This is a genomic window from Klebsiella sp. K47 (genome assembly GCF_051858335.1).
In the GTDB taxonomy this organism is placed as follows: Bacteria; Pseudomonadota; Gammaproteobacteria; order Enterobacterales; family Enterobacteriaceae; genus Klebsiella; species Klebsiella pneumoniae.
Map to the genome: position 1 here is coordinate 14,856 of NZ_JBPYUI010000038.1, position 20,170 is coordinate 35,025.

At 58.3% G+C, this 20,170-nt stretch carries 21 protein-coding genes and 2 pseudogenes; 17 read left to right on the forward strand and 6 right to left on the reverse strand.

Annotated elements, in window-relative coordinates; translation table 11 throughout:
- The first annotated feature begins 9 nt into the window (after positions 1 to 9).
- The 4 genes from RRF55_RS24775 (at position 10) to tal (ending at position 3,898) form a co-directional block, all read left to right on the forward strand.
- On the forward strand, positions 10 to 330 hold the full coding sequence (locus RRF55_RS24775; protein WP_009484320.1) for a PTS fructose transporter subunit IIB: 321 nt from the start codon (positions 10 to 12) through the stop codon (positions 328 to 330).
- 166 nt (positions 331 to 496) lie between these two features.
- Positions 497 to 1,600, forward strand: coding sequence for a PTS fructose transporter subunit IIC (locus tag RRF55_RS24780; protein WP_023287120.1), 1,104 nt, complete (start codon positions 497 to 499; stop codon positions 1,598 to 1,600).
- Between the two features lie 9 nt (positions 1,601 to 1,609).
- Positions 1,610 to 2,863, forward strand: a complete 1,254-nt coding sequence (locus tag RRF55_RS24785; RefSeq protein WP_001515338.1) for a class II D-tagatose-bisphosphate aldolase non-catalytic subunit — start codon at positions 1,610 to 1,612, stop codon at positions 2,861 to 2,863.
- Positions 2,864 to 2,947: 84 nt separating this feature from the next.
- Positions 2,948 to 3,898 carry a transaldolase gene (tal, locus tag RRF55_RS24790; RefSeq protein WP_009484323.1) on the forward strand — a complete coding sequence of 317 codons (951 nt, stop codon included), beginning with the start codon at positions 2,948 to 2,950 and terminating at the stop codon, positions 3,896 to 3,898.
- Positions 3,899 to 4,028: 130 nt separating this feature from the next.
- Here tal and merR read toward each other — a convergent pair whose 3' ends face one another.
- Positions 4,029 to 4,484 (reverse strand): Hg(II)-responsive transcriptional regulator, encoded by a 456-nt coding sequence (gene merR / locus RRF55_RS24795; RefSeq protein ID WP_001166628.1) that lies wholly within the window; start codon positions 4,482 to 4,484, stop codon positions 4,029 to 4,031.
- Positions 4,485 to 4,555: 71 nt separating this feature from the next.
- On the opposite strand from merR, the gene merT reads away from it, so the two are divergent.
- The 10 genes and pseudogenes from merT to RRF55_RS24845 all read left to right on the forward strand — a co-directional run bounded on the left by merT (position 4,556) and on the right by RRF55_RS24845 (position 11,146).
- Positions 4,556 to 4,921, forward strand: coding sequence for a mercuric ion transporter MerT (gene merT / locus RRF55_RS24800; RefSeq protein ID WP_001294656.1), 366 nt, complete (start codon positions 4,556 to 4,558; stop codon positions 4,919 to 4,921).
- 15 nt (positions 4,922 to 4,936) lie between these two features.
- Positions 4,937 to 5,212, forward strand: coding sequence for a mercury resistance system periplasmic binding protein MerP (merP, locus tag RRF55_RS24805; protein ID WP_000732275.1), 276 nt, complete (start codon positions 4,937 to 4,939; stop codon positions 5,210 to 5,212).
- A 27-nt stretch (positions 5,213 to 5,239) separates the two neighbouring features.
- Positions 5,240 to 5,665 (forward strand): organomercurial transporter MerC, encoded by a 426-nt coding sequence (merC, locus tag RRF55_RS24810; protein WP_000522996.1) that lies wholly within the window; start codon positions 5,240 to 5,242, stop codon positions 5,663 to 5,665.
- A gap of 38 nt (positions 5,666 to 5,703) precedes the next feature.
- A complete protein-coding gene (gene merA / locus RRF55_RS24815; protein ID WP_000209296.1) occupies positions 5,704 to 7,389 on the forward strand; it encodes a mercury(II) reductase in 1,686 nt (561 codons plus the stop codon).
- Positions 7,390 to 7,406: 17 nt separating this feature from the next.
- Complete coding sequence (gene merD, locus RRF55_RS24820) at positions 7,407 to 7,772, forward strand: mercury resistance co-regulator MerD (RefSeq protein ID WP_001277466.1); 366 nt, start codon at positions 7,407 to 7,409, stop codon at positions 7,770 to 7,772.
- Positions 7,769 to 8,005: a broad-spectrum mercury transporter MerE gene (gene merE / locus RRF55_RS24825; RefSeq protein WP_001087807.1), complete on the forward strand. Its 237-nt coding sequence runs from the start codon at positions 7,769 to 7,771 to the stop codon at positions 8,003 to 8,005. The genes merD and merE overlap by 4 nt, the downstream gene beginning before the upstream one ends.
- Positions 8,006 to 8,070: 65 nt before the next feature.
- Positions 8,071 to 8,283 (forward strand): DUF3330 domain-containing protein, encoded by a 213-nt coding sequence (locus RRF55_RS24830; RefSeq protein ID WP_000993245.1) that lies wholly within the window; start codon positions 8,071 to 8,073, stop codon positions 8,281 to 8,283.
- Positions 8,284 to 8,328: 45 nt separating this feature from the next.
- Positions 8,329 to 8,397: pseudogene (locus tag RRF55_RS24835) on the forward strand (EAL domain-containing protein); the annotation flags it as partial.
- Positions 8,398 to 8,471: 74 nt separating this feature from the next.
- Positions 8,472 to 10,151: a Mu transposase C-terminal domain-containing protein gene (locus RRF55_RS24840; protein WP_023287121.1), complete on the forward strand. Its 1,680-nt coding sequence runs from the start codon at positions 8,472 to 8,474 to the stop codon at positions 10,149 to 10,151.
- A 2-nt stretch (positions 10,152 to 10,153) separates the two neighbouring features.
- On the forward strand, positions 10,154 to 11,146 hold the full coding sequence (locus tag RRF55_RS24845; protein WP_001381192.1) for a TniB family NTP-binding protein: 993 nt from the start codon (positions 10,154 to 10,156) through the stop codon (positions 11,144 to 11,146).
- Here the strand turns inward: RRF55_RS24845 and RRF55_RS24850 are convergent.
- From RRF55_RS24850 to dfrA1, 5 genes and pseudogenes are all read right to left on the reverse strand, one after another.
- Positions 11,115 to 11,615 (reverse strand): GNAT family N-acetyltransferase, encoded by a 501-nt coding sequence (locus tag RRF55_RS24850; RefSeq protein WP_000376623.1) that lies wholly within the window; start codon positions 11,613 to 11,615, stop codon positions 11,115 to 11,117. The genes RRF55_RS24845 and RRF55_RS24850 overlap by 32 nt on opposite strands.
- A gap of 127 nt (positions 11,616 to 11,742) precedes the next feature.
- Positions 11,743 to 12,582, reverse strand: coding sequence for a sulfonamide-resistant dihydropteroate synthase Sul1 (sul1, locus tag RRF55_RS24855; RefSeq protein ID WP_000259031.1), 840 nt, complete (start codon positions 12,580 to 12,582; stop codon positions 11,743 to 11,745).
- On the reverse strand, positions 12,576 to 12,923 hold the full coding sequence (locus RRF55_RS24860) for a quaternary ammonium compound efflux SMR transporter QacE delta 1 (protein ID WP_000679427.1): 348 nt from the start codon (positions 12,921 to 12,923) through the stop codon (positions 12,576 to 12,578). Before RRF55_RS24860 ends, sul1 begins: the two co-directional genes overlap by 7 nt.
- Before the next feature lie 116 nt (positions 12,924 to 13,039).
- A pseudogene (gene aadA1 / locus RRF55_RS24865) lies at positions 13,040 to 13,878 on the reverse strand (ANT(3'')-Ia family aminoglycoside nucleotidyltransferase AadA1).
- A 92-nt stretch (positions 13,879 to 13,970) separates the two neighbouring features.
- Complete coding sequence (dfrA1, locus tag RRF55_RS24870) at positions 13,971 to 14,444, reverse strand: trimethoprim-resistant dihydrofolate reductase DfrA1 (protein WP_000777555.1); 474 nt, start codon at positions 14,442 to 14,444, stop codon at positions 13,971 to 13,973.
- Between the two features lie 156 nt (positions 14,445 to 14,600).
- Here dfrA1 and intI1 point away from each other — a divergent pair, with 156 nt between their 5' ends.
- The 3 genes from intI1 (at position 14,601) to RRF55_RS24885 (ending at position 19,436) form a co-directional block, all read left to right on the forward strand.
- Positions 14,601 to 15,614, forward strand: coding sequence for a class 1 integron integrase IntI1 (gene intI1 / locus RRF55_RS24875; RefSeq protein ID WP_000845048.1), 1,014 nt, complete (start codon positions 14,601 to 14,603; stop codon positions 15,612 to 15,614).
- Between the two features lie 289 nt (positions 15,615 to 15,903).
- Positions 15,904 to 16,461 (forward strand): recombinase family protein, encoded by a 558-nt coding sequence (locus tag RRF55_RS24880; protein ID WP_001162012.1) that lies wholly within the window; start codon positions 15,904 to 15,906, stop codon positions 16,459 to 16,461.
- A 2-nt stretch (positions 16,462 to 16,463) separates the two neighbouring features.
- Entirely contained in the window at positions 16,464 to 19,436 is a 2,973-nt protein-coding gene (locus RRF55_RS24885; protein WP_001138073.1) for a Tn3 family transposase, read from the forward strand.
- The last annotated feature ends 734 nt before the right edge of the window (positions 19,437 to 20,170 follow it).

A 20,170-nucleotide genomic window follows, 5' to 3' on the forward strand; every position in this document is an offset into this window, starting at 1 on the left:
GAGTCACTCATGAAAATTGTCGGAGTCGCAGCATGCATTACCGGAGTCGCCCACACCTATATGGCGCAGGAAGCTATCGAGCAGGAGTGCAAAAAAAGGGGTTATGACGTCAAAGTCGAGACCCAAGGCGGCATGGGAATTGAAAATGAATTAAGCGAAGATGAGATTGCCGAAGCCGATGTGGTGATTCTGGCAATTGCTATTGGTATTGAAGGCGTTGAGCGCTTTGAAGAAAAAGAAGACGCTGGACTGATTATTTCGCTGAACCCGGCAGAGGTGGTTCGCGATCCAGCAGCGATTATTGACCGGGCTGAAAAACTGGTGAAATAACCAACCCACCGGTCCTGATTTACTTTCGGCATTCGGTACCGGTGAATAATAACGTTAATTAAATTTCTGCGAACTCTTTATTTAAATTACGACGTAAATGCGTCCGGGGATGATTTCGCCTGAATATCACAATCATCTTAAAAATAAAGATTCCTGGAGGATGAAAATGTCGGAAAAAATGAAAGTCATCAAGGATGATTTAGTCAAAGCATTTAGTACCGGGGTGTCATATATGATGCCGGTGGTGGTGGTCGGCGGTATCTGTCTGGCACTCTCCCTGATTGGCGGTGAGCCGGTCGCGGGTAAAGGCATGGTGGTGACCAACCCATTCTTATTAAACCTCGGCGCTATCGGCAGCGCGGGCCTCGGGATGATGATCCCGGTGCTGGCGGCGTATATCTCCTACTCTATCGCCGGTAAGCCGGGGCTGACGCCGGGTTTAATCACCGGCTTTATGGCCAGCACGCCGCTGGGTGCAGACCATGTGGTAACCGGTTTTCTGGGGGCGATGCTGCTCGGTATTCTCAGCGGATACGTGACCAAATGGGTAAAAGGCTGGAAAGTCGGTAAGGTGCTGATGCCTGTTATGCCGATCATGATTATTCCCATCGCCTCAAGCGTCATCGTCGGCATGCTCTATCTGTATGTACTGATTGGGCCCATCGGTTTTGCCATGAAATGGCTGGTTTCCATGCTCTCACAAATGCAGGGAAGCAGCGGACTGGTACTTGGTCTGATTGTCGGTGCCATGGCGGCCTTTGATATGGGTGGCCCGGTCAATAAAACCGCGACGGCATTTACTCTCGCATTAATGGCTGAAGGTATTTATGGTCCGAACGGCGCTTACCGTGTTGCCTGTGCTATTCCGCCACTGGGCATTGCACTTTCTACTTTTATTTCACCACGTAAATGGGCTGAAGATGAAAGACGAATGGGAACCTCTGCTGCCTTTATGGGATTAATTGGTATTACCGAGGGGGCCATTCCTTTCGCCGTTAAAAACCTGAAGACCGTTCTGCCATCAATAATTATCGGCAGCGCCGTCGGTGCCGGTCTGGCAATGGTTCACGGCGTTGAATCAATGGTTCCACACGGCGGATTAATTGCCATCGCAGGCGTCAATAAAGCACCTGTATGGTACGCCATCGATATGGCTATCGGCGTTATTGTCACCGCAATCTGCCTATATATTCTGCGCCCCAACATTAGCGAGCCGGTAAAAAAAGAGTCGGCTAAAAAAACAATCACTTCTGATATGAATAAAGTCTGAGGAGTTATCATGAAAAACACAATGAAACAGTACGTCGATTATATTGTTAACGGTGGAAAATCAACAATGCTGGGAATTGGCCCCATGTCTCCGGCATTAATTCAGGCCTGTTTTGAGCTGGGTAAAGAAAAAGACCTGCCGCTGATGTTTATTGCCAGCCGCAACCAGGTTGATGCAGATGAGTTTGGCGCGGGTTACGTTAACAACTGGGATCAATTTCGCTTTGCCGCCGACCTGAAAGCGATGGCGGAAAAAGTCGGCTTCGACGGTGATTACTTCCTCTGCCGCGACCACGGTGGCCCGTGGCAGCGTGATAAAGAACGCAAAGACCATATTCCTGAAGCCGAAGCGATGGCGCTGGCGCGCCGCTCTTATCAGGTCGATATGGACGCCGGTTTCGACCTGCTGCACATCGACCCTACAAAAGACCCGTATGTCGTCGGTAAAGTCATTGATATCGAACTGGTGCTGAGTCGTACCGTTGAGCTGATCCGCTTCTGCGAAGAGTACCGGAAGGCAAATAACCTGAAGGAGTTCTTCTATGAAGTCGGAACTGAAGAAACCAATGGCGGCCTGACCGACGTCAGCGCCTATGAAGGGTTTATTATCGAGCTGAATAAGCGTCTTGCTGCCGAATCGCTGCCGCAGCCGCTGTTTATCGTTGGTCAGACCGGTACCCTGACCCGCCTGACCAAAAACGTTGGCCATTTTAACGATAAGCAGTCCGCAGAGCTTTCGGCTATCAGCACCCGTCACGGCGTTGGTCTGAAAGAGCATAATGGTGACTATCTTCCGGATGAGATCCTGTTGAAACATCCGGGTCTGGGCATCACGGCAATGAACGTCGCCCCAGCCTACGGCACCATTGAAACCCGCGCTTATCTGAAGCTGGCGGAAGTCGAGAAAGATCTGGCAGCAAAAGGCTTTATCAAGTCAGCGTCTGATTTAAAAACCGTCCTGACCCGCGAGTGTGTGCTGAGCCACAAATGGGAAAAATGGATGACTGATGAGCACAAAAACAAGTCTGAAGAGCAAATCTTTAACGAGCCAGAATTGTTGAAAGAGATTCTTGAACTCAGCGGCCACTACAACTACGAAAAACCAGCGGTAGTCAAAGAGATGCAAACCATGTTTGCTAATCTGAAGTCGTTTGGTGTCGAACCCGAGCGTTATGTGGTTAATAAAATTAAAGATATGATCCAGAACGAAGCAGAGTGCTTCAATATGCCAGGCCTGACCACCCGCGTCGCGCAGGCAAAATAACCACCTATCCAGCTTAGCAATAAGGAGCGGGCTCTGGCCCCTCCTTGCTATTTGCTGCCCAATTATGAAATACAGGTTTATGCCATGAATCAGCTTGAACAACTAAAGCAGCGAACCACGATTGTTGCCGACAGCGGGGATATTGACAGCATTATGGCTTACCAGCCTGAAGATGCGACCACTAACCCTTCGCTTATTTATAAAGCGGCGCAGCTTCCGCAGTACCAGAAACTGGTAAAAGATGCCGTCGCGGCGGTGAAGTCCCGCCAGAATGGAAAGCCGGTACAACCTGCGGATATTGCCGATTATCTGGCGGTGAGCATCGGGGTGCTGATCCTGAAAAACGTTCCGGGTCGTATTTCAACTGAAGTGGATGCTCGCCTCTCGTTTGATACCCAGGCCAGTATTGCTAAAGCGCGGGAAATTATTGCACTGTATGAAGAGAAAGGTATTGGCAAAGGTCGGGTTTTGATTAAGCTTGCTGCCACCTGGCAAGGGATCCGTGCCGCAGAAACGCTGGAAAAAGAAGGTATCCAGTGTAACCTCACGCTACTGTTCTCCTTTGCCCAGGCCAGAGCCTGTGCCGATGCCAATGTTTTCCTGATTTCCCCGTTTGTGGGCCGTATCTACGACTGGTACAAGAAAAACAACCCTGATACCACCTTCACCGTCGAGAACGATCCGGGTGTCGAATCAGTGCAGAAGATCTATCGCTTCTATAAAATGCACGGCTACCGCACCGTGGTGATGGGGGCCAGTTTCCGTACGCCGGAACAGGTGCTGGCGCTTAACGGATGCGATCGTCTTACCGTTTCCCCGGCGTTGCTGGCGCAGTTGCAGCAAACTCAGGGGGCGGTACCAATGCCGCTGACGTATGAAGGTGAAATCCAGGCGAAGCCCATAGCGATGACCGAAGCTGAGTTCTACTGGGCTCATAATCAGGATGCGATGGCAGTGGAAAAGCTCGCCGAAGGTATTCGCCTGTTTGCCGTGGACCAGAACAGTCTTGAGGCACTGCTGAGTCAATATCTGTAAGCTCCCCTAGCAAATATCCTATGCAGGTAGTTGATTCTTAGACGGGTCCGCAGTAAATATCGGACCCATTATTCCACGTAGCGAAGTGCATCTATCCGGGGTCGTCTCAGAATTCGGAAAATAAAGCACGCTAAGGCGTAGTCACCCCGTGACTCCCCCGCGCCGATGCAGCGAGCTTCGTTCCGTCTTGCAGTGACGCAATCAGCGGGCAGGAAACGTTCCCTTTCCGCGCATGGCAGGCGCACACCAGTTCAGACAGCACGGCCTCCATGCGTGCCAAGTCGGCCATCTTCTCGCGCACATCCTTGAGCTTGTGCTCGGCCAGGCCGCTGGCTTCCTCGCAATGGGTGCCATCCTCCAGCCGCAGTAGCTCGGCGATTTCGTCCAGGCTAAAGCCCAGCCGCTGGGCCGATTTCACGAACCGCACTCGTGTTACATCCGCCTCGCCATAGCGGCGAATGCTGCCATAGGGCTTGTCTGGCTCCGGCAGCAGGCCCTTGCGCTGGTAGAACCGGATGGTCTCCACATTGACCCCGGCCGCCTTGGCAAAAACGCCAATGGTCAGATTCTCAAAATTAATTTGCATATCGCTTGACTCCGTACATAACTACGGAAGTAAGCTTAAGCTATCCAAACCAAATTTGAAAGGACAAGCGTATGTCTGAACCACAAAAGTCTGAACCACAAAACGGGCGCGGCGCGCTCTTCGCCGGTGGGCTGGCCGCCATTCTTGCGTCGGCCTGCTGCCTGGGGCCGCTGGTTTTGATCGCCTTGGGGTTCAGCGGGGCATGGATCGGCAACCTGACGGTGCTGGAACCCTATCGCCCGATCTTCATCGGCGCAGCGCTGGTCGCGCTGTTTTTCGCCTGGCGGCGCATCTACCGCCCGGCGCAAGCCTGCAAACCGGGTGAGGTCTGCGCGATTCCCCAAGTGCGAGCTACTTACAAGCTCATTTTCTGGATCGTGGCCGCGCTGGTCCTGGTCTCGCTCGGATTTCCCTACGTCATGCCATTTTTCTATTAATCACAGGAGTTCATCATGAAAAAACTGTTTGCCGCCCTCGCCCTCGCTGCCGTTGTTGCCCCCGTGTGGGCCGCCACCCAGACCGTCACGCTGTCCGTGCCTGGCATGACCTGCGCCTCTTGCCCGATCACTGTCAAGCACGCGCTTTCCAAGGTTGAGGGCGTGAGCAAGACCGACGTAAGTTTCGACAAGCGCCAGGCCGTCGTCACCTTCGACGATGCCAAGACCAACGTCCAGAAGTTGACCAAGGCGACCGAGGACGCGGGCTATCCGTCCAGCCTCAAACGCTGATCCGTTAACCGAACTCGGGAGCGACACATGGGACTCATCACGCGCATCGCTGGCAAAACCGGCGCGCTCGGCAGCGTCGTTTCCGCGATGGGCTGCGCCGCCTGTTTTCCTGCCATCGCCAGCTTTGGCGCGGCCATCGGACTGGGCTTCTTGAGCCAGTACGAGGGGCTATTCATTGGCATCCTGCTGCCGATGTTCGCCGGCATCGCGTTACTCGCCAATGCTATCGCTTGGCTCAATCATCGACAGTGGCGACGCACGGCGCTCGGCACGATAGGCCCGATCTTGGTGCTGGCAGCGGTGTTTTTAATGCGGGCTTACGGCTGGCAGAGCGGTGGACTGCTCTATGTCGGCCTGGCCTTGATGGTTGGGGTGTCGGTCTGGGATTTCATCTCGCCAGCACATCGCCGCTGCGGGCCGGACAGCTGTGAATTGCCAGAACAACGTGGCTGACGGCAACAGCCGTAGCCACCACAGAAAAGGAAAAATACATGACCACCCTGAAAATCACCGGGATGACCTGCGACTCGTGCGCGGCTCACGTCAAGGAAGCCTTGGAGAAAGTGCCCGGCGTGCAATCGGCGCTGGTGTCCTATCCGAAGGGCACAGCGCAACTCGCCATTGAGGCGGGCACGTCATCGGATGCGCTGACTACCGCCGTGGCCGGACTGGGCTACGAGGCAACGCTTGCCGATGCGCCACCGACGGACAACCGCGCCGGCCTGCTCGACAAGATGCGCGGCTGGATAGGGGCCGCTGATAAGCCCAGTGGCAACGAACGCCCGTTGCAGGTCGTCGTCATTGGTAGCGGTGGAGCCGCGATGGCGGCAGCACTGAAGGCCGTCGAGCAAGGCGCGCAGGTCACGCTGATTGAGCGCGGCACCATCGGCGGCACCTGCGTCAACGTCGGTTGTGTGCCGTCCAAGATCATGATCCGCGCCGCCCACATCGCCCATCTGCGCCGGGAAAGCCCATTCGACGGCGGCATGCCACCCACACCGCCGACGATCTTGCGCGAGCGGCTGCTGGCCCAGCAGCAGGCCCGTGTCGAAGAACTCCGTCATGCCAAGTACGAAGGCATCCTGGACGGCAATTCAGCCATCACCGTTCTGCACGGTGAAGCGCGTTTCAAGGACGACCAGAGCCTTATCGTTAGTTTGAACGAGGGTGGCGAGCGCGTCGTGATGTTCGACCGCTGCCTGGTCGCCACGGGTGCCAGCCCGGCGGTCCCGCCGATTCCGGGCTTGAAAGAGTCACCCTACTGGACTTCCACCGAGGCCCTGGCGAGCGACACCATTCCCGAACGCCTTGCCGTAATCGGCTCGTCGGTGGTGGCGCTGGAGCTGGCGCAAGCCTTTGCCCGGCTGGGCAGCAAGGTCACGGCCCTGGCGCGCAATACCTTGTTCTTCCGTGAAGACCCGGCCATCGGCGAGGCGGTGACAGCCGCTTTCCGTGCCGAGGGCATCGAGGTGCTGGAGCACACGCAAGCCAGCCAGGTCGCCCATATGGACGGTGAATTCGTGCTGACCACCACGCACGGTGAATTGCGCGCCGACAAGCTGCTGGTCGCCACCGGCCGGACACCGAACACGCGCAGCCTGGCATTGGAAGCGGCGGGGGTAGCCGTCAATGCGCAGGGGGCCATCGTCATCGACAAGGGCATGCGCACCAGTAGCCCGAACATCTACGCGGCCGGCGACTGCACCGACCAGCCGCAGTTCGTCTATGTGGCGGCAGCGGCCGGCACTCGTGCGGCGATCAACATGACTGGCGGCGATGCGGCCCTGGACCTGACCGCAATGCCGGCCGTGGTGTTCACCGACCCGCAGGTCGCCACCGTGGGCTACAGCGAGGCGGAAGCACATCACGACGGGATCGAGACCGACAGTCGCCTGCTAACACTGGATAACGTGCCGCGTGCGCTTGCCAACTTCGACACACGCGGCTTCATCAAGCTGGTCATCGAGGAAGGTAGCGGACGGCTCATCGGCGTGCAAGCGGTGGCCCCGGAAGCGGGTGAACTGATCCAGACGGCGGTGCTCGCCATTCGCAACCGTATGACCGTGCAGGAACTGGCCGACCAATTGTTCCCCTACCTGACCATGGTCGAAGGGCTGAAGCTCGCGGCGCAGACCTTCAGCAAGGACGTGAAGCAGCTTTCGTGCTGCGCCGGATGAGGAAAAGGAGGTGTTCAATGAGCGCCTACACAGTGTCCCGGCTGGCCCTTGATGCCGGGGTGAGCGTGCATATCGTGCGCGACTACCTGCTGCGCGGATTGCTACGGCCGGTCGCGTACACCACGGGCGGCTACGGCTTGTTCGATGACACCGCGTTGCAACGGCTGCGCTTTGTACGGGCTGCCTTCGAAGCGGGTATCGGCCTGGACGCACTGGCGCGGCTGTGCCGGGCGCTGGATGCTGCGGACGGTGACGGTGCGTCTGCGCAGCTTGCCGTGTTGCGGCAACTCGTCGAGCGTCGGCGCGAGGCCCTGGCCAGCCTCGAAATGCAACTGGCCGCCATGCCAACCGAACCGGCACAGCACGCGGAGAGTCTGCCATGAACAGCCCAGAGCACTTGCCGTCTGAGACGCACAAACCGATCACCGGCTACTTGTGGGGCGCGCTGGCCGTGCTCACCTGTCCCTGCCATTTGCCGATTCTCGCCATTGTGCTAGCCGGCACGACGGCCGGCGCGTTCATCGGGGAGCACTGGGGTATTGCAGCCCTCACGCTGACCGGCTTGTTTGTCCTGTCTGTGACGCGGCTGCTGCGGGCCTTCAAGGGAAGATCATGACCGCTTCCCAGCCAGCCGAGAGTGGGCAGCTTTGAGCTTCGCTACCAATCTGGAGGAGTACCACCATGAACGCAAACGCCCCGAACACTGCCAGTTGCACCACCTGCTGCGTATGCTGCAAAGAAATTCCGCTCGATGCCGCCTTCACCCCGGAAGGCGCGGAATACGTCGAACATTTCTGCGGGCTGGATTGCTATGAACGCTTCCAGGCACGCGCCAAGGCCGCGACAGAATCTGACATTGCGCCTGTCCCTGGCGGTTCGCAGCCGTCAGATTGAGGCATACCCTAACTTGATGTCAGATGCCATGTGCAAACGATGTCAGATGTCATTTTCAGAAGACGACTGCACCAGTTGATTGGGCGTAATGGCTGTTGTGCAGCCAGCTCCTGACAGTTCAATATCAGAAGTGATCTGCACCAATCTCGACTATGCTCAATACTCGTGTGCACCAAAGCGAGGTGAGCATGGCGACGGACACCCCACGGATTCCAGAACAAGGCGTGGCCACTCTGCCTGATGAGGCTTGGGAGCGTGCGCGCCGTCGTGCGGAGATCATCAGTCCGTTGGCGCAGTCGGAGACGGTCGGGCACGAAGCGGCCGATATGGCGGCTCAGGCGCTGGGCTTGTCTCGGCGCCAGGTATACGTTCTGATCCGGCGTGCCCGGCAAGGCAGCGGCCTCGTGACGGATCTGGTGCCCGGCCAGTCCGGTGGAGGTAAAGGTAAGGGGCGCTTGCCGGAACCGGTCGAGCGCGTCATCCACGAGCAACTGCAAAAGCGGTTCCTGACCAAGCAGAAGCGCAGCCTAGCGGCCTTTCACCGCGAAGTCACTCAGGTGTGCAAGGCTCAAAAACTGCGAGTGCCGGCGCGCAATACCGTGGCCTTACGGATCGCTAGCCTTGACCCGCGCAAGGTCATCCGCCGGCGGGAAGGCCAGGATGCCGCTCGTGACCTACAAGGTGTGGGCGGCGAGCCTCCTGCCGTGACCGCGCCGCTGGAGCAGGTGCAGATAGACCATACGGTCATCGACCTGATCGTGGTCGATGACCGCGACCGGCAACCTATTGGCCGCCCGTACCTGACCCTCGCCATCGACGTGTTCACCCGCTGCGTGCTCGGCATGGTCGTCACGCTGGAAGCGCCGTCTGCCGTTTCGGTTGGCCTGTGCCTCGTGCATGTCGCCTGCGACAAGCGCCCTTGGCTGGAAGGACTGAACGTGGAAATGGATTGGCAGATGAGCGGCAAGCCCTTGCTGCTCTACCTAGACAACGCGGCCGAGTTCAAGAGCGAGGCCCTGCGCCGGGGTTGCGAGCAGCATGGCATCCGGCTGGACTATCGCCCGCTGGGACAGCCGCACTATGGCGGCATCGTGGAACGGATCATCGGCACGGCGATGCAGATGATTCACGACGAACTGCCGGGAACGACCTTCTCCAACCCTGACCAGCGCGGCGACTACGATTCCGAAAACAAGGCCGCCCTGACGCTGCGCGAGCTAGAGCGCTGGCTCACATTGGCGGTCGGCACCTACCACGGTTCGGTGCACAACGGCCTGCTCCAACCGCCGGCCGCGCGCTGGGCCGAGGCCGTGGCGCGTGTCGGCGTACCGGCCGTCGTCACACGCGCTACTTCGTTCCTGGTCGATTTTCTGCCGATCCTCCGGCGCACGCTGACCCGCACCGGCTTTGTCATCGACCACATCCACTACTACGCCGATGCGCTCAAGCCGTGGATTGCGCGGCGTGAACGCTGGCCGTCCTTTCTGATCCGGCGCGATCCGCGCGACATCAGCCGTATCTGGGTCCTGGAACCGGAGGGACAGCATTACCTGGAAATTCCCTACCGTACCTTGTCGCATCCGGCTGTCACCCTCTGGGAACAACGGCAGGCGCTGGCGAAACTGCGGCAGCAAGGGCGCGAACAGGTGGATGAGTCGGCGCTGTTCCGCATGATCGGCCAGATGCGTGAGATTGTGACCAGCGCGCAGAAGGCCACACGCAAGGCGCGGCGTGACGCGGATCGCCGCCAGCACCTCAAGACATCAGCTCGGCCGGACAAGCCCGTTCCGCCGGATACGGATATTGCCGACCCGCAGGCAGACAACTTGCCACCCGCCAAACCGTTCGACCAGATTGAGGAGTGGTAGCCGTGGACGAATATCCCATCATCGACCTGTCCCACCTGCTGCCGGCGGCCCAGGGCTTGGCCCGTCTTCCGGCGGACGAGCGCATCCAGCGCCTTCGCGCCGACCGCTGGATCGGCTATCCGCGCGCAGTCGAGGCGCTGAACCGGCTGGAAGCCCTTTATGCGTGGCCAAACAAGCAACGCATGCCCAACCTGCTGCTGGTTGGCCCGACCAACAATGGCAAGTCGATGATCGTCGAGAAGTTCCGCCGCACCCACCCGGCCAGCTCCGACGCCGACCAGGAGCACATCCCGGTGTTGGTCGTGCAGATGCCGTCCGAGCCGTCCGTGATCCGCTTCTACGTCGCGCTGCTCGCCGCGATGGGCGCGCCGCTGCGCCCACGCCCACGGTTGCCGGAAATGGAGCAACTGGCTCTGGCACTGCTGCGCAAGGTCGGCGTGCGCATGCTGGTGATCGACGAGCTGCACAACGTGCTGGCCGGCAACAGCGTCAACCGCCGGGAATTCCTCAACCTGCTGCGCTTCCTCGGCAACGAACTGCGCATCCCGTTGGTTGGGGTAGGCACGCGCGACGCCTACCTAGCCATCCGCTCCGATGACCAGTTGGAAAATCGCTTCGAGCCGATGATGCTGCCGGTATGGGAGGCCAACGACGATTGCTGCTCACTGCTGGCCAGCTTCGCCGCTTCGCTCCCGCTGCGCCGGCCTTCCCCAATTGCCACGCTGGACATGGCTCGCTACCTGCTCACACGCAGCGAGGGCACCATAGGGGAACTGGCGCACTTGCTGATGGCGGCGGCCATCGTCGCCGTGGAGAGCGGCGAGGAAGCGATCAACCATCGCACACTCAGCATGGCCTGTCGACAACCTCTCGCGCAACCAAGACATCGCGGTCGGACTGCAAGTGATCTTGAAGCCACGGGCCCGTCCCACCCCGACATGGACCTCGATGCCCGAACGGACGTTAGATTTCGAGTTCTAGGCGTTCTGCGATGAAGGTTGGATCCCAGCCGGGATTGAAAGTGTCGACGTGGGTGAATCCGAGCCGCTCGTATAGGCCACGCAGGTTCGGGTGGCAGTCGAGCCGCAGCTTGGCGCACCCCTGCGTTCGCGCGGCATGGCGGCAAGCCTCGATCAGCGCGGAGCTGACACCCCGGCCCGCATGTGTCCGTCGCACCGCGAGCTTGTGCAGATATGCGGCCTCCCCCTTGAGGGCGTCGGGCCAGAACTCGGGATCCTCGGCCGACAAGGTGCAACAGCCGACGATGCCGTCGCTGCAACTCGCGACTAGGAGCTCGGATCTCAGGACGAAGGTCTCCGCGAATGTCCGGTCGATCCGCGCGACGTCCCAGGCGGGCGTTCCCTTGGCGGACATCCACGCCGCAGCGTCGTGCATCAGCCGCACAACCTCGTCGATATCACCCGAGCAGGCGACCCGAACGTTCGGAGGCTCCTCGCTGTCCATTCGCTCCCCTGGCGCGGTATGAACCGCCGCCTCATAGTGCAGTTTGATCCTGACGAGCCCAGCATGTCTGCGCCCACCTTCGCGGAACCTGACCAGGGTCCGCTAGCGGGCGGCCGGAAGGTGAATGCTAGGCATGATCTAACCCTCGGTCTCTGGCGTCGCGACTGCGAAATTTCGCGAGGGTTTCCGAGAAGGTGATTGCGCTTCGCAGATCTCCAGGCGCGTGGGTGCGGACGTAGTCAGCGCCATTGCCGATCGCGTGAAGTTCCGCCGCAAGGCTCGCTGGACCCAGATCCTTTACAGGAAGGCCAACGGTGGCGCCCAAGAAGGATTTCCGCGACACCGAGACCAATAGCGGAAGCCCCAACGCCGACTTCAGCTTTTGAAGGTTCGACAGCACGTGCAGCGATGTTTCCGGTGCGGGGCTCAAGAAAAATCCCATCCCCGGATCGAGGATGAGCCGGTCGGCAGCGACCCCGCTCCGTCGCAAGGCGGAAACCCGCGCCTCGAAGAACCGCACAATCTCGTCGAGCGCGTCTTCGGGTCGAAGGTGACCGGTGCGGGTGGCGATGCCATCCCGCTGCGCTGAGTGCATAACCACCAGCCTGCAGTCCGCCTCAGCAATATCGGGATAGAGCGCAGGGTCAGGAAATCCTTGGATATCGTTCAGGTAGCCCACGCCGCGCTTGAGCGCATAGCGCTGGGTTTCCGGTTGGAAGCTGTCGATTGAAACACGGTGCATCTGATCGGACAGGGCGTCTAAGAGCGGCGCAATACGTCTGATCTCATCGGCCGGCGATACAGGCCTCGCGTCCGGATGGCTGGCGGCCGGTCCGACATCCACGACGTCTGATCCGACTCGCAGCATTTCGATCGCCGCGGTGACAGCGCCGGCGGGGTCTAGCCGCCGGCTCTCATCGAAGAAGGAGTCCTCGGTGAGATTCAGAATGCCGAACACCGTCACCATGGCGTCGGCCTCCGCAGCGACTTCCACGATGGGGATCGGGCGAGCAAAAAGGCAGCAATTATGAGCCCCATACCTACAAAGCCCCACGCATCAAGCTTTTGCCCATGAAGCAACCAGGCAATGGCTGTAATTATGACGACGCCGAGTCCCGACCAGACTGCATAAGCAACACCGACAGGGATGGATTTCAGAACCAGAGAAAGAAAATAAAATGCGATGCCATAACCGATTATGACAACGGCGGAAGGGGCAAGCTTAGTAAAGCCCTCGCTAGATTTTAATGCGGATGTTGCGATTACTTCGCCAACTATTGCGATAACAAGAAAAAGCCAGCCTTTCATGATATATCTCCCAATTTGTGTAGGGCTTATTATGCACGCTTAAAAATAATAAAAGCAAACTTGACCTGATAGTTTGGCTGTGAGCAATTATGTGCTTAGTGCATCTAACGCTTGAGTTAAGCCGCGCCGCGAAGCGGCGTCGGCTTGAACGAATTGTTAGACATTATTTGCCGACTACCTTGGTGATCTCGCCTTTCACGTAGTGAACAAATTCTTCCAACTGATCTGCGCGCGAGGCCAAGCGATCTTCTTCTTGTCCAAGATAAGCCTGTCTAGCTTCAAGTATGACGGGCTGATACTGGGCCGGCAGGCGCTCCATTGCCCAGTCGGCAGCGACATCCTTCGGCGCGATTCTGCCGGTTACTGCGCTGTACCAAATGCGGGACAACGTAAGCACTACATTTCGCTCATCGCCAGCCCAGTCGGGCGGCGAGTTCCATAGCGTTAAGGTTTCATTTAGCGCCTCAAATAGATCCTGTTCAGGAACCGGATCAAAGAGTTCCTCCGCCGCTGGACCTACCAAGGCAACGCTATGTTCTCTTGCTTTTGTCAGCAAGATAGCCAGATCAATGTCGATCGTGGCTGGCTCGAAGATACCTGCAAGAATGTCATTGCGCTGCCATTCTCCAAATTGCAGTTCGCGCTTAGCTGGATAACGCCACGGAATGATGTCGTCGTGCACAACAATGGTGACTTCTACAGCGCGGAGAATCTCGCTCTCTCCAGGGGAAGCCGAAGTTTCCAAAAGGTCGTTGATCAAAGCTCGCCGCGTTGTTTCATCAAGCCTTACGGTCACCGTAACCAGCAAATCAATATCACTGTGTGGCTTCAGGCCGCCATCCACTGCGGAGCCGTACAAATGTACGGCCAGCAACGTCGGTTCGAGATGGCGCTCGATGACGCCAACTACCTCTGATAGTTGAGTCGATACTTCGGCGATCACCGCTTCCCTCATGATGTTTAACGCCTGGCACAGCGGATCGCAAACCTGGCGCGGCTTTTGGTACAAAAGGCGTGACAGGTTTGCGAATCCGTTGCTGCCACTTGTTAACCCTTTTGCCAGATTTGGTAACTATAATTTATGTTAGAGGCGAAGTCTTGGGTAAAAACTGGCCTAAAATTGCTGGGGATTTCAGGAAAGTAAACATCACCTTCCGGCTCGATGTCTATTGTAGATATATGTAGTGTATCTACTTGATCGATCAGGCTTTTGTATATCTCCCCACCACCTGAAACAATGACATGATCCGTTATTTTCTTTAGGTTGGTTAAAGCATCTTTAATTGATGGAAAGATCACTACGTTCTCATTGTCAGATGTAAAACTTGAACGTGTTACGACCGCATACTTTCGGTTGGGTAATGCTCCCATTGATTCAAAAGTCTTGCGTCCAACCAACAGCCATTGGTTATAGGTAATAGCTTTAAACAGGAGCTGTTCACCTTTGGCACTCCATGGAATATCAGGGCCATTCCCGATAACTCCATTCTTCGATATAGCTACCATTAGTGATAGTTTCACAATTCTTCCTCAGAGGTTAACTTTGTTTTAGGGCGACTGCCCTGCTGCGTAACATCGTTGCTGCTCCATAACATCAAACATCGACCCACGGCGTAACGCGCTTGCTGCTTGGATGCCCGAGGCATAGACTGTACAAAAAAACAGTCATAACAAGCCATGAAAACCGCCACTGCGCCGTTACCACCGCTGCGTTCGGTCAAGGTTCTGGACCAGTTGCGTGAGCGCATACGCTACTTGCATTACAGCTTACGAACCGAACAGGCTTATGTCCACTGGGTTCGTGCCTTCATCCGTTTCCACGGTGTGCGTCACCCGGCAACCTTGGGCAGCAGCGAAGTCGAGGCATTTCTGTCCTGGCTGGCGAACGAGCGCAAGGTTTCGGTCTCCACGCATCGTCAGGCATTGGCGGCCTTGCTGTTCTTCTACGGCAAGGTGCTGTGCACGGATCTGCCCTGGCTTCAGGAGATCGGAAGACCTCGGCCGTCGCGGCGCTTGCCGGTGGTGCTGACCCCGGATGAAGTGGTTCGCATCCTCGGTTTTCTGGAAGGCGAGCATCGTTTGTTCGCCCAGCTTCTGTATGGAACGGGCATGCGGATCAGTGAGGGTTTGCAACTGCGGGTCAAGGATCTGGATTTCGATCACGGCACGATCATCGTGCGGGAGGGCAAGGGCTCCAAGGATCGGGCCTTGATGTTACCCGAGAGCTTGGCACCCAGCCTGCGCGAGCAGCTGTCGCGTGCACGGGCATGGTGGCTGAAGGACCAGGCCGAGGGCCGCAGCGGCGTTGCGCTTCCCGACGCCCTTGAGCGGAAGTATCCGCGCGCCGGGCATTCCTGGCCGTGGTTCTGGGTTTTTGCGCAGCACACGCATTCGACCGATCCACGGAGCGGTGTCGTGCGTCGCCATCACATGTATGACCAGACCTTTCAGCGCGCCTTCAAACGTGCCGTAGAACAAGCAGGCATCACGAAGCCCGCCACACCGCACACCCTCCGCCACTCGTTCGCGACGGCCTTGCTCCGCAGCGGTTACGACATTCGAACCGTGCAGGATCTGCTCGGCCATTCCGACGTCTCTACGACGATGATTTACACGCATGTGCTGAAAGTTGGCGGTGCCGGAGTGCGCTCACCGCTTGATGCGCTGCCGCCCCTCACTAGTGAGAGGTAGGGCAGCGCAAGTCAATCCTGGCGGATTCACTACCCCTGCGCGAAGGCCATCGGTGCCGCATCGAACGGCCGGTTGCGGAAAGTCCTCCCTGCGTCCGCTGATGGCCGGCAGCAGCCCGTCGTTGCCTGATGGATCCAACCCCTCCGCTGCTATAGTGCAGTCGGCTTCTGACGTTCAGTGCAGCCGTCTTCTGAAAACGACATCAGAATAGAGTTAAATTTCCTATTGATTGACATATTCCGTCAAAGGTAATAGATTTCATCCTGACACTTTTGCCTTTGGAGGCATCTTGCAAGGTCAACGCATCGGCTATGTCCGCGTCAGCAGCTTCGACCAGAACCCGGAACGGCAATTGGAGGGTGTTCAGGTGGCGCGGGTGTTCACCGACAAGGCTTCTGGCAAGGACACCCAGCGTCCCGAGCTGGAAAGGCTGCTGGCCTTCGTCCGCGAGGGCGACACCGTGGTGGTGCATAGCATGGACAGGCTGGCACGCAACCTTGATGACCTGCGCCGCATCGTCCAAGGGCTGACACAACGGGGCGTGCGCATGGAGTTCGTCAAAGAAGGGCTGAAGTTCACCGGCGAGGACTCACCGATGGCCAATCTGATGCTGTCGGTCATGGGAGCCTTCGCTGAGTTCGAGCGCGCCCTGATCCGCGAACGTCAGCGCGAGGGAATCGTGCTGGCCAAGCAGCGCGGTGCCTACCGGGGACGAAAGAAATCGCTGAACAGCGAACAAATTGCCGAGTTGAAACGGCGAGTTGCGGCAGGCGACCAAAAAACCTTGGTGGCCCGTGACTTCGGCATCAGCCGCGAAACCTTGTACCAGTACCTGCGGGAAGACTGACCATGCCACGCCGCTCAATCCTGTCCGCCACCGAGCGCGAAAGCCTGCTGGCACTGCCAGATGCCAAAGACGAACTGATACGGCACTACACGTTCAACGAAACCGACCTGTCGGTGATCCGTCAGCGTCGCGGCGCCGCGAATCGATTGGGCTTCGCTGTGCAGCTTTGCTACTTGCGATTCCCTGGCACCTTTTTGGGCGTCGATGAGCCTCCGTTTCCGCCCCTGTTGCGCATGGTGGCCGCGCAACTCAAGATGCCAGTGGAAAGTTGGAGCGAGTACGGCCAGCGCGAACAGACACGGCGGGAGCACTTGGTCGAGCTGCAAACGGTTTTTGGGTTCAAGCCCTTCACCATGAGCCACTATCGGCAAGCCGTGCATACATTGACCGAGCTGGCCTTGCAGACCGACAAAGGCATCGTGCTGGCGAGCGCACTTGTCGAGAATCTGCGGCGGCAGAGCATTATCCTGCCCGCCATGAATGCCATCGAGCGCGCAAGCGCCGAGGCCATCACCCGTGCCAACCGACGCATTTACGCGGCGCTGACCGATTCTTTGTTATCACCCCACCGTCAGCGCCTGGACGAACTTCTCAAGCGCAAGGACGGCAGTAAAGTGACGTGGCTGGCATGGCTGCGCCAGTCGCCTGCCAAACCGAACTCTCGCCACATGCTCGAACATATTGAGCGCCTGAAATCCTGGCAAGCACTTGATCTGCCCGCAGGCATCGAGCGGCAGGTTCACCAGAACCGCCTGCTCAAAATCGCTCGTGAAGGTGGCCAGATGACGCCTGCTGATCTGGCAAAGTTCGAGGTGCAACGACGCTATGCCACGCTGGTAGCGCTGGCCATCGAAGGCATGGCCACCGTCACCGATGAAATCATCGACCTTCACGATCGCATCATCGGCAAGCTGTTCAACGCGGCCAAGAACAAGCATCAGCAGCAGTTCCAGGCTTCCGGCAAGGCGATCAACGACAAGGTGCGGATGTATGGGCGCATCGGTCAAGCGTTGATTGAGGCCAAGCAAAGCGGCAGCGATCCGTTCGCCGCCATCGAGGCCGTTATGCCCTGGGACACCTTCGCCGCCAGCGTCACCGAAGCGCAAACATTGGCGCGGCCTGCCGACTTTGATTTCCTGCACCACATCGGTGAAAGCTATGCCACGCTACGCCGCTACGCGCCGCAGTTCCTGGGCGTGCTCAAATTGCGGGCTGCGCCCGCCGCCAAGGGTGTGCTCGATGCCATCGACATGCTGCGCGGCATGAACAGCGACAGCGCGCGCAAGGTGCCCGCCGATGCGCCAACCGCATTCATCAAGCCGCGCTGGGCAAAGCTGGTTCTGACCGACGACGGCATCGACCGGCGTTACTACGAGTTATGCGCCCTGTCGGAGCTGAAGAACGCGCTGCGCTCCGGTGATGTCTGGGTGCAGGGTTCTCGCCAGTTCAAGGACTTCGACGAATACCTGGTGCCGGTCGAGAAGTTCGCCACTTTGAAGCTGGCCAGCGAATTGCCGCTGGCAGTGGCCACCGACTGCGACCAATACCTGCATGACCGGTTGGAATTGTTGGAGGCGCAACTCGCCACAGTCAACCGCATGGCTGCGGCCAACGACTTACCGGATGCCATCATCACCACCGCGTCAGGCCTGAAGATCACGCCGCTGGACGCGGCAGTACCAGACGCCGCGCAAGCCATGATCGACCAGACAGCTATGCTGCTGCCGCACCTCAAAATCACCGAGTTGCTGATGGAGGTCGATGAATGGACGGGCTTCACCCGCCACTTCACACACCTGAAGACCAGCGACACGGCCAAGGACAAAACCTTGCTGTTGACGACGATCCTGGCCGACGCGATCAACCTGGGTCTGACCAAAATGGCCGAGTCCTGCCCTGGCACCACCTACGCCAAGCTGTCCTGGCTGCAAGCCTGGCACATCCGCGATGAAACCTATTCGACGGCGCTGGCCGAGCTGGTGAATGCGCAGTTTCGGCAACCCTTCGCCGGCAACTGGGGTGACGGCACCACGTCATCGTCGGACGGCCAGAACTTCAGAACCGGCAGCAAAGCAGAAAGCACTGGTCATATCAACCCGAAGTATGGAAGCAGTCCAGGACGGACTTTCTACACCCATATCTCCGACCAGTACGCGCCCTTCAGTGCCAAGGTGGTCAACGTGGGCATTCGTGATTCAACTTACGTGCTTGATGGCCTGCTGTACCACGAGTCGGACTTGCGCATCGAGGAACACTACACCGACACGGCAGGCTTCACCGATCACGTGTTTGGCTTGATGCATTTGCTGGGATTTCGCTTCGCGCCGCGTATCCGTGACTTGGGCGAAACCAAGCTATTCATCCCCAAGGGCGATGCCGCCTATGACGCGCTCAAGCCGATGATTAGCAGCGACAGGCTGAACATCAAGCAAATACGCGCCCATTGGGATGAAATTCTGCGGCTGGCCACCTCCATCAAGCAAGGCACGGTAACGGCTTCGCTGATGCTGCGCAAACTCGGCAGCTACCCGCGCCAGAACGGCTTGGCCGTGGCGTTGCGCGAGCTGGGGCGCATCGAGCGCACGCTGTTCATTTTGGATTGGCTGCAAAGCGTGGAGCTGCGCCGCCGCGTCCATGCGGGGCTGAATAAGGGCGAGGCGCGCAACGCGCTGGCCAGGGCGGTCTTCTTCTACCGATTGGGTGAAATCCGCGACCGCAGTTTTGAGCAGCAGCGCTACCGGGCCAGCGGCCTCAATCTGGTGACGGCGGCCATCGTGTTGTGGAACACGGTATATCTGGAGCGTGCCACCAGTGCTTTGCGTGGCAACGGCACGGCGCTGGACGACACATTGTTGCAATATCTGTCGCCGCTGGGGTGGGAGCACATCAACCTGACCGGCGATTACCTATGGCGCAGCAGCGCCAAGGTCGGTGCGGGGAAGTTTAGGCCATTGCGACCGCTGCCACCGGCTTAGCGTGCTTTATTTTCCGTTTTCTGAGACGACCCCAAGTTGAATGGAGTACCGCGGGTAAATGGCGCCGTCGCCCGGCGCAGCCGGCTGCTGTTTTGACAGGTTCTGCCTATCCCACCCCCCACCCTGACAAGCCATACCCGCTTAAAACGCCTCAGGAGCCTCTGTACGCGGTCGGAGTGGACCCGGCAAGGCGACAGCCGCAGCCGGGGCGTATCTCCGCGTTAGCGGGCCGCAGGGCCGCTTACGAGCGTGTACCAGACAACTGACCGCAGCTCCACCCACAGCGATGAAGAAGAATAGTTACAACACCCATCATTAAAAGCGACACTACTCCCGGCCTTCGGCCGGGGGCGGCGGCGCTTTTCAGTGGTGGGGAGGGGCACCTGGCCGGCAAACCGGCGCCGGTTTTTATGATGAATAACGTTATGAATGCTGTAACTAATTTGGTTCTCCGGTCGGGGCCCGTCGCGAAGCGATGGGAGCTCTTTCTGGTGTTGCCGAACCGGCGCGACCGTCAGGTCGCTGCAAGGGCGGGCATTCTCTGCAGCCTGTCCACAGGGCAGGCGATGAACAGGTTATGTATTTACAGGATTTATTAAAGGATCTTTAAAAGAGGTACAGAGCTGGTGTTTAAAAGGAACCACGCGCCCTGAAAGCCCGACGGCATGTGCTTTGTGCGGGCACTGTTGCAAATAGTCGGTGGTGATAAACTTATCATCCCCTTTTGCTGATGG